Consider the following 15,070-nt stretch of genomic DNA (forward strand, 5'->3'; position numbering starts at 1 on the left):
GGCACTCCCGGCCGGAGGCTGGAAGGGTGACCATCAAGCCTAACCCGTCCGGGCGCCTCCCCCGTACGCCGATCTCAACGCGGGAACACCGACCGGGCCTTCTCCCACGTGGCGGGCAGCTTCTCCTCCGTACGCCGGGCCGCCCGCTCCTCCCGCTCGTACAGCACCCCGTACGTGAACGCGCTCTCCCCCGCCGCGTGCGCCACCGCCGCCAGCTCGCGCAGGGTCTGCCGGGCCAGCACGCTGTCCTGGTGCTCGCCGAGCAGGCTCGTCAGCTTCTTCGCCGCGCGGGCCGGGGCGCGGGCGGCACCCCGAAGCGCGGGGACGGCCGCCTCGGCGGCGTACCGGGCGCGCTTGGCCCGCTTACGGGCCTGGTGCAGGGCGTGGTCGCGCTCCTCGCCGGGCGGCAGGTCCAGCGCGGCCGTCACCAGCCGGGCCAGCTCGGCGCCCTCCTTCCTCAGGGCGCGGGTGAGCACCTTGCGCGGCTTCTTCGCCGCCCTTTTCCGCAGCGGCGGGTCCGCGAGCAGGGTGTCGAGGCTGTCCAGCAGGGCGAGGTAGCGGGCGGAGTCCAGCACCCCGAGCAGATGGGCGCGGGTGCTGCCGTGCCGGGCGGTGGCCCAGGAGTCGAGGCGCTCGCGGACCGGGCCGGTGACCTCGCCGGGCGGGACGGCGTCCAGGGCGTCCGTCAGCCGTTCCGCCAGCACCTCCTGGTCCCGGCCGGTGCCGAGCTCGCGCGCCAGCCACTTCAGCTCGGCGGCGACCGGCGCGGTGGCGTCCCGGTCCAGCACCGAGCCGAAGCTGCGGAAGGCGGAGCGGAGCCTGCGGGTGGCGACCCGCATCTGGTGCACGGAGTCCGGCAGGTCCCGGCGGACACCGGGGTCGCGGGCGAGGATCGCCTCGCGCTGCTCGCGGAGGTACGCGAGGACGTGGTCCCCCGCCGTCACCGGCTCCGCCGCCCGCCCCGCGGACCGGGCACGGGAGCCACCGGTACGGCGCAGCGCCTCGGCCACCTTGGACGCCGCCTTCGACGGCCGCACCCCCGCCCCGGCGAGCCGCTCCTCCACGGCGTCCAGTACGGCCGGGTCGGCGCCGTCGGCCAGCTCCACCTCGATCTCGGTCCAGCGGGCGGTGCCGCCCGCGCGGTTGAGCCGCTCGGCGGTCACGGTGTCCACGCTCGCCTCGGCCAGCAGCGCGCCGTCCGCGCCGACCAGGTGCCGTACGTCGCGGGCGGACCGCAGCCGCACCACGGAGACCAGCCCGGCGCCCCGGACGCGTGAGCGGACCAGGGCGGCGATCTCCTCGGGCACGGTGTCCGACAGCGGGGCCCGGATCTCGTCCCGGACGCCGGGAGCGACCGGGAACTTCAGATGCCACCCGGCGTCCGCGCCCCCGGTACGGCGGCGCAGGGTGAGCGAGGCGGCGCCGAGCCGCTCGTCGGCGGTGTCGTAGTAGACGGCGTCCAGCTCGACCACACCTCTGTCGACGACGTCCGCCACGGCCCCGGCCCCGGCCAGCTCGGGCAGCCCGCCCTGGACGGCCTCGTACTTCCGCTCGATCTCCCGCTTCACGTCCGCCATGAACCGAATCTAGAACGCGTCGACGATCCCAACCAGCCCCCGGACCGGTGGAGGCGGCAGACGCTCCCGGAAACGCGTCGGGCCCGGTCCCGGTCTCCCCGAAGGGAAAACCGGACCGGGCCCGAGGACCGAGCCGGGAGCGAGGGCGCCTGATCACACCGCCGCCCGCACCCGACCGCCGAACCGCCGGAGGCTCACGCCGACATCGGCCGCTGCACTCTGATCGACTGCAGCAGCCCCACCGCGATCCATACCGCGAACATCGATGAGCCGCCGTAGGAGACGAAGGGCAGGGGCAGACCCGTGACCGGCATGATGCCGAGGGTCATGCCGACGTTCTCGAACACCTGGAAGGCGAACCAGGCGACGATGCCGGCGGCCACGATCGTGCCGTACAGCTCGGTCGAGTCGCGGGCGATGCGGCAGGCGCGCCACAGGATGACGCCGAGGAGAAGGATTATCAGGCCGGCCCCGAGGAAGCCGAGTTCCTCACCCGCCACGGTGAAGACGAAGTCGGTCTGCTGCTCCGGCACGAACTGGCCCGTGGTCTGCGAGCCGTGGAACAGCCCGGACCCGGTCAGCCCGCCCGAACCGATGGCGATACGCGCCTGGTTGGTGTTGTAGCCCACGCCCGCCGGGTCCAGCTCCGGGTTGGCGAAGGCCGCGAACCGGTTGATCTGGTAGTCGTCCAGGATGTGGAGCTGCCACACCGCGACGGCACCGATGGCGCCGGCCGAGATGAGGCCGAACACCCAGCGGTTGGAGGCGCCGGAGGCGAGCAGCACGCCCAGGATGATGATCACCATCACCATGACCGATCCCAGGTCGGGCATGAGCAGCACGATCAGGATCGGCACCGCCGCCAGCCCGAGCGCCTGGAGCACCGTGCGGTGGTCCGGGTACGCCTTGTCGCCCGCGTCGACCCGCGCGGACAGCAGCATCGCCATGCCCAGGATGATCGTGATCTTCACGAACTCCGAGGGCTGGATCGAGAAGCCGCCGCCGAACACGATCCAGGAGTGGGCGCCGTTGACGGTGGAGCCCAGCGGGGTGAGCACCGCGAGGATGCCGGCCACCGACAGGCCGTAGAGGATCGGCACCGCGTTGCGCAGGCCGCGGTGGCCCAGCCACAGGGTGCCGATCATCAGGGCGAGCCCGATGCCGGTGTTCATGAAGTGCCGGAGCAGGAAGTAGTACGGGTCGCCCTGGTTGATCTCGGTGCGGTTGCGGGTCGCCGAGAACACCAGCAGGGAGCCGATCAGCGACAGCGCGAGCGCCGCCAGCAGTATCGGCCAGTCCATCCTGCGGGCCAGCGAGTCACGGGCGAAGATCCTGGTCCAGCCGGCCCGCCGGGGACCGTATCCGGAGACGGAGAAGGTGTTGCCGGTCATGTGCGCGTCCTCCGGCTCCCCCTCCGGCGGGGCCGCCTGCGGGTGTTGCTGTTGGTGTTGGGCGAGGGCGAGGTGGCGGCGGGCTGGTCCGCGCCGTTGCTGGTGTTGTTCTTCTGCGCGGCCTCGACGTCCTTGGCCGGGTCCTTGCTCACCTTGGGCGAGACCACCGTGCCGTCGGGGCGGATCTTCGGGAGGGTCTGCTGCGGCTGCGGCAGCATCGCCTTCTTGTTGTCGATCGAGCCGTCGCCCTGGACGCCGTACAGCGCGCTGTAGATGTTGCGCACGGCCTCACCGGAGGCTCCGGAACCCGTACCGGCCTGGGCGATCGTCATGATCACCGTGTAGTCCTTGGAGTAGGTCGCCAGCCAGGAGGTGGTCTGCTTGCCGTAGACCTCCGCCGTACCGGTCTTGCCGTGCAGCGGGATCTTGTCCTGCGGCCAGCCGCCGAACTTCCACGCGGCGGTGCCTCGGGTGATGACGCCGGCGAAGGCTTCGTCCATGCCCTTGAGGGTGGCCTTGCTGACCGGCAGCTTGCCCGACGGCCTGGGCTTCAGCTCGCGCACCGACTTGCCGTCCGCGCTGATGACCGCCTTGCCGATGCTCGGGTGGTACATCGTGCCGCCGTTGGCGACGGCGCCGTAGATCACGGCCTCCTGGATCGGCGTGACGAGGGTGTCGCCCTGGCCGATGGAGTAGTTGATCGAGTCGCCCTCACGCATCTTGTTGCCCTCGAGGCAGTTCTCGTAGGCGATCTTCTCGACGTACGACCCGTCCTTCTTGCCGTACTTGCACCAGGCGTCCTTGTTGGCCTTCCAGTAGTCCAGCTTCCACTGGCGGTCCGGGACGCGGCCGGTGACCTCGTTGGGCAGGTCGACGCCGGTCTCCTTGCCGAGGCCGAACTGGTGGGCGGCCTTGTAGAAGAAGTCCTTGGGCTGACCCTTCTTCGGGTTGATGCCGCCGTCCTTCTTCCACTCCTGGTCGGAGAGGTAGTAGAAGACGGTGTCGCAGGAGACCTCCAGCGCCCGGCCCAGCGGGATCGGGCCGAAGCTCTCGCCCTCGAAGTTCTTGAAGACCTGGCCGCCCACCGAGTACGAACTCGTGCACGGGTAGCGGCCGTTGAAGTCGTACCCCGCCTCGACTGCGGCGGCCGTGGAGATCACCTTGAAGGTCGAGCCCGGTGCGGCCTGGCCCTGGATGGCCCGGTTCAGCAGCGGATAGTCGGAGTTCTTGCCGGTGAGGGCCTGGTAGTCCTTGGCGGAGATGCCGCCGACCCAGACGTTCGGGTCGTAGTCCGGCGCCGAGGCCATGGCGACGATGCGGCCCGTCTTGGCCTCCATCACCACGGCGGCACCGGAGTCCGCCTTGTAGTTGGTGCCGGTGATCTTGTCGAACTGCTGCCGGGCGACCTTCATCGCCTTGTCCAGCTCGAACTCGGTGACCCGCTGGATGCGGGAGTCGATGCTGGTGACCAGGTTGGAGCCGGACTCCGCCGGATCGGCCTGCGCCTTGCCGATGACCCGGCCGAGGTTGTCCACCTCGTACCGCGTGACGCCGGCCTTGCCGCGCAGCTCCTTGTCGTACTGACGCTCCAGGCCGGAGCGGCCGACCATGTCGGAGCGCAGGTAGGGCGAGTCGGTGTCCTTGGCCTTCTGGATCTCCTCGTCGGTGACCGGGGAGAGGTACCCGAGGACCTGGGAGGTGTTGGCCTTGCCCGGCGCGCCGTACCGGCGGACCGCCTCGGGCTCGGCGGTGATGCCGGGGAAGTCCTCGGCGCGCTCCCGGATCTGGAGGGCCTGCTTGGGCGTGGCCTCGTCGGTGATCGGGATCGGCTGGTACGGCGAGCCGTTCCAGCAGGGCTGGGGGGTCTTGGCGTCGCACAGCCGGACCTTCTGCTGCACCTCCTCCGGCTTCAGGCCGAGGACGGCGGCGAGCTTGGCCAGCACGCCCTTGCCGTCGTCCTTCTGCTTGAGCAGGTCGGTGCGGGAGGCGGAGACGACGAGCCGCGTCTCGTTGTCCGCGAGCGGGACACCGCGCGCGTCCAGGATGTCACCGCGTACGGCGGGGTCCACGACCTGCTGGACGTGGTTGCCGGACGCCTCCTTCTGGTACGCGGCGCCCTCGCGGATCTGGAGGTACCACAGCCGGCCGCCGAGGGTGCCGAGCAGGGAGAGCACGAGGATCTGGATGACGACCAGCCGGATCTGGACCCGTGGGGTCCGCCCGGTCTCCGGAATATTGGTCACTGCTGCTGACTCCCCCTCTCAGCGCGGGAACTGATGTGCGGACGGCTAAGAAGCTCGGGGGCTGTCACAGCCGCTTGACCCCCTTGATCCGGCCGACGCGGGCCGAGCGGGTGCGGGCCTTGGCCTTCAGCGCGCCGAAGCCCCGCTGGGAGCCGATGCGCAGACCGGTGCCGGAGGAGAGCCAACCCGAGGAGATGTTCCCGGCCTTGGCGGCGGGGCCGGACTCGGCCAGCGGGTCGTTGTCCGCGCGGCGGGCCAGCCACATCACGCCGGGCACCACGAAGGGGGCCAGCAGCAGGTCGTACAGCGCGGCCGAGAACAGCAGGCCGGGCAGGCCGACATGGCGGGCCGCGGTGTCGCCGACCAGGGCGCCGACGCCCGCGTAGAGCAGGGTGGAGCCGATCGCGGCGGCGACCACGACGGCCATCGGGCCCGTCGCGGACTTCAGCCGGCCGGTCTCGGGCTTGACCAGCCCGGCGAAGTAGCCGATGACGCACAGCACCAGGGCGTAGCGGCCGGCCGCGTGGTCGGCGGGCGGGGCGAGGTCCGCGAGGAGTCCGGCGCCGAAGCCGACCAGGGCGCCGCCGACATGGCCGTACACCAGGGCGAGGCCGAGGACGGTCAGGAGCAGCAGGTCGGGCACGGCACCAGGCAGGTGCAGACGGGCCAGGACACTCACCTGGATCACCAGGGCGACGACCACCAGCACGGTGGAGAGCAGGACGCGGTTGAGGCGCATGGGGGTTCAGCTCCTACTGCTGCTGGCCGTCGGTGTCGGTGTCGTCCGGCGCGGAGCCGTCCGCCGAGGGGGTGACCGTGACGGTCACCGTGGGCGTCGGGACCGGCTTGGGCTTGGCCGGGAGGACCTCGTCGCGCGGGTCCTTCTTCGGTCCCGCGACGACCACGCCGACGATGTCGAGCTTGCTGAAGCCGACGTACGGGGTGACGTAGAGCGTGCGGGTCAGACCGCCGCCGGAGGGGTCGACGCGGGAGACCACGCCGACCGGGACGCCGGGCACGAACGGCTTGTCGGCCTGGGAGCCGAAGGTGACGAGCCGGTCGCCCTTCTTCACCTCCGCCTTGCCGTTGAGGAGTTCGACGCGCAGCGGGCGGTCGCCCTGGCCGGAGGCGAAGCCGAGTTCGTCGCCCGCCTCCATCCGGGTGCCGACGGTGAAGTCGGGATCGTTGGCGAGCAGCACGGTGGCGGTGTCGGGGCCGACCGTGGTGACGCGGCCGACCAGGCCGTCACCGTTCAGTACGGTCATGTCCCGCCTGATGCCGTCGTCCGCGCCCGCGTCGATGGTGATGGTCCAGGAGAAGCCCTGGGCCGCTCCTATGGCGATGACCTGGGCGCCCTTGATGCGGTATTGGCCCTGGCCGGCGACCTTCAGCATCCTGTCGAGCTGGTTCAGGCGGCTGCGGGTGCGGTCGTCACTGCCCAGCTTGGCCTTGAGCGCCGCGTTCTCCTTCTCCATGACGGCGAGCCGGTCATGGCGGTCTCCGGAGTCCCGGACGGCGGAGACGGCGTTGCCCACCGGGTCCACCGCCGTGGACATTCCGTTCTCGATCGGGCCGAAGGCCGCGGCCGCGGCCTGCCGGGCTCCGTCGACCGGGGAGTTCCGGCCTCCGCGGATGTCCACCGTGATCAGCGCGAACGCGATGGCGATCAGCAGGACCAGGAGCAGCCGGCTCTCTTTCGTGTCCCTCACGTGCGGCGGCCGTGCCCTTCCTCTATAGGAATTCGGGGACCCCCGATAAAGCGCCGTTGCCGATGCGCGAATCGAAGGGGGTCCGTTGGGGGAGCTTATGCCTCTATATCAACGATCCGCCGCACGAGAGCAGAACGTCTCGTACGGCGGAATCGAAGTGTCATGTCATCGGCGCGGCTGGGCGTCGAGCACCTGCTGCAGTGCCTCGAACTCCTCGACGCACTTGCCGGAGCCGAGCGCGACGCTGTCGAGCGGGTCCTCGGCGATGTGGATCGGCATGCCGGTCTCCCGGCGCAGCCGCTCGTCGAGGCCGCGCAGCAGGGCGCCGCCGCCGGTCAGCACGATGCCCCGGTCCATGATGTCGCCGGACAGCTCCGGCGGGCACTTGTCCAGGGTCGTCTTGACGGCGTCGACGATCGCGTTGACCGGTTCCTCGATCGCCTTGCGCACCTCAGCCGCGGAGATGACGACGGTCTTGGGCAGCCCGGACACCAGGTCCCGGCCGCGGACTTCGGTGTGCTCGTCGGAGTCGAGGTCGTACGCCGAACCGATCGTGATCTTGATCTGTTCGGCCGTCCGCTCACCCAGCAGAAGGCTGTACTCCTTCTTGATGTACTGGATGATCGCGTTGTCCAGTTCGTCACCCGCGACGCGGATGGACTGGGCGGTGACGATGCCGCCGAGGGAGATGACCGCCACCTCCGTGGTGCCGCCGCCGATGTCCACCACCATGTTGCCCGTGGCCTCGTGGACCGGCAGGCCGGAGCCGATGGCAGCGGCCATGGGCTCCTCGATGATGTGCACCTGGCGGGCGCCCGCCTGGGAGGAGGCTTCGATGACGGCGCGCCGCTCGACGCCGGTGATGCCCGAGGGCACGCAGACGACGACCCGAGGCCGGGCCAGATACCGCCGCTTGTGGATCTTCAGGATGAAGTAGCGGAGCATCCGCTCGGTGATCTCGAAGTCGGCGATCACGCCGTCCTTCAGCGGCCGCACGGCGACGATGTTGCCCGGCGTACGGCCGATCATCTTCTTCGCTTCGGCGCCGACCGCGAGGATTCCACCGGTGTTGGTGTTGATCGCCACGACGGACGGCTCGTTGAGTACGATCCCGCGACCCCTGACGTACACCAGCGTGTTGGCGGTCCCGAGGTCGACAGCCATGTCACGGCCGATGAACGACATTGAGTTCCCCATCAGGATTCGACGGGCCTTCCCTGGAAGCTTTTGAGGGCTTTTCAGGTCGGCGAGGTGGGTGCGGTGACGTGAAGGCTTCCATCGTAGACGCGCCTGCACGAACACCGCGCGAGGGTCTTCGCCCATTGTCAGCAGATGGCGCGCCGCCTCGCTTGTGGAGACGGTCCATCGGGGGCATGCGTTCCCCCGAACGCCAACGCATATGCCGAGGGACGGCCGAAATGGTACGGCCGCCCGGTGGCGGGATATCCGGGAGGCCTGACGGCCCCTCAGAAAAAAATTCCCTGAAACTCCTCACGGCGTGGCCCCGACAGGCCATCACCGCACCGGTCAGTCACGACCCGGAAAGAAAATCTTCACCTCGCGCTCGGCGGACTCCTCCGAGTCCGAGGCGTGGATCAGGTTCTCGCGCACGATGACCCCGAAGTCGCCCCGGATCGAACCGGGAGCCGCCGCGATCGGGTCCGTCGGCCCGGCGAGCTGCCGCACACCCTCGATGACCCGCTCCCCCTCGACGATCATCGCGACGACGGGACCGGAGGACATGAACTCGACGAGGGGCTCGTAGAACGGGCGGCCCACGTGCTCGGCGTAGTGCTGCTCCAGCAGACCCCGGTCCAGGTTCCGCAGCTCCAACGCGGCGATCCGCCAGTCGGCCTTGCGCTCGATACGGCCGATGATCTCGCCAACCAGACCACGACGGACGGCGTCCGGCTTCAGGAGGACGAGAGTGCGCTGGGTCATGGTGTGCGGCTCCTTGCAGGTCAGGAATTTGTGCGACTGGCCTGAGGCTACCGCCTGGGCCATGGCGGGCGGCACCCGGACCACGACGGACAACCCCGCGCGGGCGGGGACCACGACCAGCAGTCCGGTGAGCACGAGGGAAAGCCGGGATCACCCCCGCGAGAGCGGGGACGGTCCGGGTGCCACACGCAGTGAAGCACCCGGTACTGACAGAGCCCTACTGCGCGGCCGCCGCGAAGCGGGCCTTGGCCTGGTCGACCTTGCGGCCGTAGTGGACCGAGGCCCACCACAGGGCCGCGAAGACGGCGCCCATGAAGTACATCATCGGGACGAAGAAGCCCGAGGCGATCAGGGCGAGCTGGAGGGCCCAGCCGAGGACGACGCCGCCCGGCCGGGTCACCATGCCGCACAGCAGCACGGACAGCACCATGGCGGCCCCGCACACCCACCACACCGTGGACATGGCCAGCGAGGGGTCCTTCATGGCGACCAGACCGGCGAACCCGATGACGAAGAACTCGCCGATCAGCGTCGATGAACAGAGCGTACGCACGAGCGGTTTACCTCAGCCCTTCCGAAGCAGCAGGCGCGCCTCGCCCACCGTGATGACCGAACCGGTGACCAGTACGCCGCCGCCGGCGAACTCGCCCTCCTCCTCGGCCAGCGTGATCGCGGCCTCCAGCGCCTCCGGCAGCCGGGGCTCGACCTGGACCCGGTCCTCGCCGAACACCTCGACGGCGATGCCGGCCAGTTCGTCCGCGTCCATCGCGCGGTGGCTGGAGTTCTGCGTGACGACGACCTCCGCGAAGATCGGCTCGAACGCCTCCAGCAGTCCGCGCACGTTCTTGTCCGCGCTCGCGCCGACCACACCGATCAGCCGGCTGAAGTCGAACGACTCCCGCACCGCCTCGGCGGTCGCCTCGGCGCCTGCCGGGTTGTGCGCGGCGTCCAGCACCACGGTGGGCGAGCGGCGGACGATCTCCAGGCGGCCCGGCGAGGAGACGGCGGCGAACGCCTTGCGCACGGTGTCGATGTCCAGCGGCTCGGCACGCTCGGCGCCGACGCCGAAGAACGCCTCGACGGCGGCGAGGGCGACGGCCGCGTTGTGCGCCTGGTGGGCGCCGTGCAGCGGGAGGTAGACCTCGGGGTACTCGCCGCCCAGCCCGCGCAGGGTGAGCAACTGGCCGCCGACGGCGACCTGGCGGTCCACCACGCCGAACTCCATGCCCTCGCGGGCCACGGTGGCGTTCTCCTCGACGGCCTTCTTCAGCAGCACCTGGGCCGCGTCGACCGGCTGCTGGGCCATGATCACGGTCGAGTCCGGCTTGATGATGCCGGCCTTCTCGGTGGCGATCAGCTCGGGCGTGCCGCCCAGGCGGTCGGTGTGGTCCAGCGAGATGGGCATGACCACGGCGACATCACCGTCGATCACGTTGGTCGCGTCCCAGCTTCCGCCCATGCCGACCTCGACCACGGCGACGTCCACGGGCGCGTCCGCGAAGGCGGCGTACGCCATGCCGGTGAGCACCTCGAAGAAGGAGAGGCGGTGCTCCTGGGCGGTGTCGACCATCTCGACGTACGGCTTGATGTCGTCGTACGTCTCGATGAAGCGCTCGGCGCTGATCGGGGCGCCGTCCAGGCTGATGCGCTCGGTCACCGACTGCACGTGGGGGCTGGTGTAGCGGCCGGTGCGCAGTTCGAAGGCGCCGAGCAGGGCCTCGATCATGCGGGCGGTGGAGGTCTTGCCGTTGGTGCCGGTGATGTGGATGGAGGGGTACGTGCGCTGGGGGTCGCCCAGTACGTCCATCAGGGCGGCGATCCGGGTGACGGAAGGCTCCAGCTTGGTCTCGCCCCAGCGGGTGGCCAGCTCGGTCTCGACCGCGCGCAGGGCGCGGTCCACCTCGGGGTCCTCGGGCCGGGCCGGTACGTCGGCCTCCGGCGGGCCGCCCTGGGTACGCAGGGTGCGGCTGCCGGCCTCGATCACGGCGAGGTCGGGGTCGCGGTCGGTCTCCTCGGCGACGATGTCGTCGAAGTCGGCGAGGGGGTCGGGCGTGTCGTTGTTACCGGGCGAGTCGCTCACGCCGCCCAGTCTACGGAGCGGGTGCTGTCTCGCGCGTGGTGGTCCACTCGCGTACGCCTGCTGTGTCCGGCCGCGGCGCCGTCGTGGCTTGTCGCGCAGTTCCCCGCGCCCCTGGGTAGGCGCAGCTCAGGCTCGCTGGAGCGGTTGCCCACCTCGCACCTAGCTGCGGGCAGTCGTGCCGCTGGGGCGGCACGGGTGGGCGCAGCGGCACGACGGCGGGAAGCCCCCGGCGCAAGCAGAGCACCGGGGGCTTCCTCGTCGTACGTTCGCTTACGCCTGCGGCAGGCGGTCCAACTGGGACTGGAGGCGACGCATGTCTTCCTCGGCCTTGGCCAGGCGGCCGCGGATCTTGTCCACCACCGCGTCCGGGGCCTTCGCCAGGAACGCCTCGTTGCCGAGCTTGGCCGTGGCGGCGGCCTTCTCCTTCTCCGCGGCCGCGAGGTCCTTCGCGAGGCGCTTGCGCTCCGCCGCGACGTCGATCGTGCCGGAGAGGTCGAGCGCGACCTCCGCCCCGGCGACCGGCAGGGTGGCCGTCGCCGTGAAGGAATCACCCTCCGGCTGGAGACGGAGGAGCTGACGGATCGCCGCCTCGTGCGGGGCGAGCGCCGTACCGGTCAGGGTGAGGCGGGCCGGGACCCGCTGGCCCGGCTGGAGGCCCTGGTCGGCGCGGAACCGGCGGACCTCGGTGATGACCGACTGGAGGGACTCGATCTCCCGCTCGGCCGAAGCGTCCCGGAAGCCCGAGTCCGCCGGCCACTCGGCGATGACCAGCGACTCCCCGCCCGTCAGCGTCGTCCACAGCGTCTCCGTGACGAACGGGACCACCGGGTGCAGCAGCTTCAGCGTGACGTCGAGGACCTCACCGAGGACCCGCTTGGAGACCTCGGCCGCCTCCCCGCCCGCCTGGAAGGTCGTCTTGGACAGCTCGACGTACCAGTCGAAGACCTCGTCCCACGCGAAGTGGAACAGCGCGTCGGACAGCTTCGCGAACTGGTAGTCCTCGTAGTACGCGTCGACCTCGGCCACGACCGAGTTGAGGCGGGAGAGAATCCAGCGGTCGGTGGCGGACATCGCGGACGCGTCCGGCAGCGGCCCCTCGACGGTCGCGCCGTTCATCAGCGCGAAGCGGGTCGCGTTCCAGATCTTGTTGGCGAAGTTCCGCGAGCCCTGGACCCAGTCCTCGCCGATCGGCACGTCGACGCCGGGGTTGGCACCGCGCGCGAGGGTGAAGCGGAGCGCGTCGGAGCCGTACTTGTCCATCCAGTCCAGCGGGTTGACCGCGTTGCCGAAGGACTTCGACATCTTCTTGCCGAACTGGTCGCGGACCATGCCGTGCAGGGCGATGGTGTGGAACGGCGGGGTGCCGTCCATCGCGTAGAGGCCGAACATCATCATCCGGGCGACCCAGAAGAAGAGGATGTCGTAGCCGGTGACCAGCACGGAGTTCGGGTAGAACTTCGCGAGCGACTCGGTCTGCTCGGGCCAGCCCAGGGTGGAGAAGGGCCACAGGCCGGAGGAGAACCAGGTGTCGAGGACGTCGGTGTCCTGGTGCCAGCCCTCGCCCGTCGGCGGCTGCTCGTCGGGGCCGACACAGACGACCTCGCCGTCGGGGCCGTACCAGACCGGGATGCGGTGGCCCCACCAGAGCTGGCGCGAGATGCACCAGTCGTGGAGGTTGTCGACCCAGTCGAAGTACCGCTTCTCCATCTCCTGCGGGTGGATCTTGACCTTGCCCTCGCGGACCGCGTCACCGGCGGCCTTGGCGAGCGGGCCGACCTTGACCCACCACTGCATGGACAGGCGCGGCTCGATGGTGGTCTTGCAGCGCGAGCAGTGGCCGACCGAGTGGACGTAGGGCCGCTTCTCGGCGACGATCCGGCCCTCGGCGCGCAGCGCGGCGACGATGGCGGAGCGGGCCTCCAGGCGGTCCAGGCCCTGGAAGGGGCCGTGGGCGGTGATGACGGCGTGCTCGTCCATGACGGTGATGGACGGCAGGTCGTGGCGCTGGCCGATCTCGAAGTCGTTCGGGTCGTGCGCCGGGGTCACCTTGACGGCGCCGGTGCCGAACTCGGGGTCGACGTGCTCGTCGGCGACGACCGGGATGGAGCGGTCGGTCAGCGGCAGCTTGATGAGCTTGCCGACGAGGTGCTTGTAGCGCTCGTCCTCGGGGTGAACGGCGACGGCCGTGTCACCGAGCATGGTCTCGGCGCGGGTGGTGGCGACGACCAGCGTCTCGTCGCCCTCGCCGTACTTGATGGAGACGAGCTCGCCGTCGTCGTCCTGGTACTCGACCTCGATGTCGGAGATCGCGGTGAGGCAGCGCGGGCACCAGTTGATGATGCGCTCGGCGCGGTAGATCAGCTCGTCGTCGTAGAGGCGCTTGAAGATGGTCTGGACGGCCTGGGAGAGGCCCTCGTCCATGGTGAAGCGCTCACGGGACCAGGCGACACCGTCGCCGAGGCGGCGCATCTGGCCGGAGATCTGGCCGCCGGACTCGCCCTTCCACTGCCAGACGCGGTCGACGAACGCCTCACGGCCGAGGTCGTGGCGGGACTTGCCCTCCTTGCCCAGCTCGCGCTCGACGACGTTCTGGGTGGCGATGCCGGCGTGGTCCATGCCCGGCTGCCACAGGGTCTCGTAGCCCTGCATCCGCTTGCGGCGGGTCAGGGCGTCGATGATGGTGTGCTCGAAGGCGTGGCCCAGGTGGAGGCTGCCGGTGACGTTGGGCGGGGGGATGACGACGGTGAAGGGCGGCTTGTCGCTCTTCTCGTCGGCCTCGAAGTAGCCCCGCTCCACCCAGCGCTCGTACAGCGGCCCCTCTACGTCGGCCGGCGCGTACTGGGTCGGCAGTTCGGTCTCGGGCGCTGATGGCTGCTGCTGAGCGTTCTCGGTCACGGGGGTCAGTTTAGAGGTGCCGCGGGGTGCTCCCGAAACGCGTTTGTTCTGTAACGGTGCGGCCCCCGGTGCCACCTGTTCTCCTCCCCTGGGCAAGGATGGCGGCAACACCTGAACATCTGGAGGGGAACCCAGCCATGAGCAGCAACCAGCCGGGCCCGTACGGCGGTCAGCCCCCGCAGCCGGGCCCTTACGGTCAGGCTGGTCAGCCCGGCCCCTACGGGCAGCAGCCCCCGGCCCAGCCCGGCCCCTACGGGAACCCCGGCCCGTACGGGCAGCCCCCGCAGGCGCCTCGGCCGGGCTACGGCTACCCGCAGTCCCCGCCGCCCCCGCCCGGTCCCCCGGCCCCGCCGCAGGCCCCCTACGGGTACCCGCAGCAGCAGGGCGTGCCCCAGCAGCCGGGCCCCTACGCCCAGCCCCCGCAGAACCCCTACGGGCAGCAGCCCCCGCAGGCCCCCTACGGGCAGGTCCCCTACGGCTCCCCGCAGCCGCCGGTGCAGGGCCGCAACAGCTCCAAGCGGAACGGGCTGATCATCGGCGCGGTGGCCGTGGTGGCCGCCGTGGCGGTGGGCGTCTACTTCCTGGCCAGCGGCGGCAGCGGTGGCGGCGAGGTCGCCGACGACGGCCCGCACAAGCTCGTCACGCCCTCGACGGTGCTCTCGGAGTACAAGAAGGGCAAGAGCGACAACGGCGCGATGACCCAGGACGACCTGAAGGACGCCGAGAACTGGGGCGTGGAGGACCCGAAGGACGTCAGCGCCGAGTACGCGGCCGGGAACGTCGACAACCCGCTGAGCAAGAAGGTCATCGAGTTCGGCGGGGTGTACGGCAAGATCGCGGGCCCGGAGAAGACGGTCGACGGGCTGTTCGCGTACATGAAGGACCAGAGCAGCAAGGACGCCGAGCACAAGTACGAGCTGATCGGCGAGCCGAAGCGGTACGAGCCGGAGGCGCTCGGGGACGCCGCCGTCCTCAAGTGCCAGCAGGCCAAGGGCGACACGTCGGGCAGCGGTGAGGGCGTGCCCAAGGAGATGACGTTCTCCTTCTGCGTGTGGGGCGACCACAGCACCGTCGGTTTCGTGATGCCGATGGACATCGCGACCCTGGCGGCGGGCCGCAGCAGCGACCCGGCGACGGACGCGGAGCTGACCGCCAAGTTCCGCTCGGCGGTCCGCGTCAAGGCGTGACACCAGGCATGAAGGAGGGCCCCGGCCGGTCGGCCGGGGCCCTTCTT

11 protein-coding genes are annotated in these 15,070 nt (G+C 70.5%); 1 reads left to right on the top strand and 10 read right to left on the bottom strand.

The window, feature by feature from the left end; genetic code table 11:
• Positions 1-74: 74 nt before the first annotated feature.
• The 10 genes from ACZ3HQ_RS18850 to ACZ3HQ_RS18895 all read right to left on the bottom strand — a co-directional run bounded on the left by ACZ3HQ_RS18850 (position 75) and on the right by ACZ3HQ_RS18895 (position 13,836).
• Complete coding sequence (locus ACZ3HQ_RS18850; protein ID WP_467512276.1) at positions 75-1,577, bottom strand: CYTH and CHAD domain-containing protein; 1,503 nt, start codon at positions 1,575-1,577, stop codon at positions 75-77.
• Between the two features lie 194 nt (positions 1,578-1,771).
• Entirely contained in the window at positions 1,772-2,968 is a 1,197-nt protein-coding gene (rodA, locus tag ACZ3HQ_RS18855) for a rod shape-determining protein RodA (RefSeq protein WP_467512278.1), read from the bottom strand.
• Positions 2,965-5,211 carry a penicillin-binding protein 2 gene (gene mrdA / locus ACZ3HQ_RS18860; protein ID WP_467512280.1) on the bottom strand — a complete coding sequence of 749 codons (2,247 nt, stop codon included), beginning with the start codon at positions 5,209-5,211 and terminating at the stop codon, positions 2,965-2,967. The genes rodA and mrdA overlap by 4 nt, the downstream gene beginning before the upstream one ends.
• A gap of 64 nt (positions 5,212-5,275) precedes the next feature.
• On the bottom strand, positions 5,276-5,950 hold the full coding sequence (gene mreD / locus ACZ3HQ_RS18865) for a rod shape-determining protein MreD (protein ID WP_030814149.1): 675 nt from the start codon (positions 5,948-5,950) through the stop codon (positions 5,276-5,278).
• A gap of 13 nt (positions 5,951-5,963) precedes the next feature.
• Entirely contained in the window at positions 5,964-6,920 is a 957-nt protein-coding gene (gene mreC, locus ACZ3HQ_RS18870; RefSeq protein ID WP_467512282.1) for a rod shape-determining protein MreC, read from the bottom strand.
• A 165-nt stretch (positions 6,921-7,085) separates the two neighbouring features.
• Positions 7,086-8,105 (bottom strand): rod shape-determining protein, encoded by a 1,020-nt coding sequence (locus ACZ3HQ_RS18875; protein ID WP_020940056.1) that lies wholly within the window; start codon positions 8,103-8,105, stop codon positions 7,086-7,088.
• A gap of 342 nt (positions 8,106-8,447) precedes the next feature.
• Positions 8,448-8,861 carry a nucleoside-diphosphate kinase gene (gene ndk / locus ACZ3HQ_RS18880; RefSeq protein ID WP_467512815.1) on the bottom strand — a complete coding sequence of 138 codons (414 nt, stop codon included), beginning with the start codon at positions 8,859-8,861 and terminating at the stop codon, positions 8,448-8,450.
• Between the two features lie 217 nt (positions 8,862-9,078).
• Positions 9,079-9,414, bottom strand: a complete 336-nt coding sequence (locus tag ACZ3HQ_RS18885) for a DUF4233 domain-containing protein (RefSeq protein WP_467512284.1) — start codon at positions 9,412-9,414, stop codon at positions 9,079-9,081.
• 12 nt (positions 9,415-9,426) lie between these two features.
• On the bottom strand, positions 9,427-10,941 hold the full coding sequence (gene folC / locus ACZ3HQ_RS18890) for a bifunctional tetrahydrofolate synthase/dihydrofolate synthase (protein ID WP_467512286.1): 1,515 nt from the start codon (positions 10,939-10,941) through the stop codon (positions 9,427-9,429).
• 270 nt (positions 10,942-11,211) lie between these two features.
• On the bottom strand, positions 11,212-13,836 hold the full coding sequence (locus ACZ3HQ_RS18895; RefSeq protein ID WP_467512288.1) for a valine--tRNA ligase: 2,625 nt from the start codon (positions 13,834-13,836) through the stop codon (positions 11,212-11,214).
• 137 nt (positions 13,837-13,973) lie between these two features.
• On the opposite strand from ACZ3HQ_RS18895, the gene ACZ3HQ_RS18900 reads away from it, so the two are divergent.
• On the top strand, positions 13,974-15,023 hold the full coding sequence (locus tag ACZ3HQ_RS18900) for a hypothetical protein (protein ID WP_467512290.1): 1,050 nt from the start codon (positions 13,974-13,976) through the stop codon (positions 15,021-15,023).
• Positions 15,024-15,070 lie beyond the last annotated feature (47 nt).

Source organism: Streptomyces sp. NPDC018263 (assembly GCF_055562575.1).

What these genes read in the sequence shown, in the direction of transcription:
- ACZ3HQ_RS18850 (WP_467512276.1), bottom strand. Translation starts at nt 1,577, where the DNA reads ATGGCGGACGTGAAGCGGGAGATCGAGCGGAAGTACGAGGCCGTCCAG.
- rodA (WP_467512278.1), bottom strand. Translation starts at nt 2,968, where the DNA reads ATGACCGGCAACACCTTCTCCGTCTCCGGATACGGTCCCCGGCGGGCC.
- mreD (WP_030814149.1), bottom strand. Translation starts at nt 5,950, where the DNA reads ATGCGCCTCAACCGCGTCCTGCTCTCCACCGTGCTGGTGGTCGTCGCC.
- ACZ3HQ_RS18875 (WP_020940056.1), bottom strand. Translation starts at nt 8,105, where the DNA reads ATGTCGTTCATCGGCCGTGACATGGCTGTCGACCTCGGGACCGCCAAC.
- ndk (WP_467512815.1), bottom strand. Translation starts at nt 8,861, where the DNA reads ATGACCCAGCGCACTCTCGTCCTCCTGAAGCCGGACGCCGTCCGTCGT.
- ACZ3HQ_RS18900 (WP_467512290.1), top strand. Translation starts at nt 13,974, where the DNA reads ATGAGCAGCAACCAGCCGGGCCCGTACGGCGGTCAGCCCCCGCAGCCG.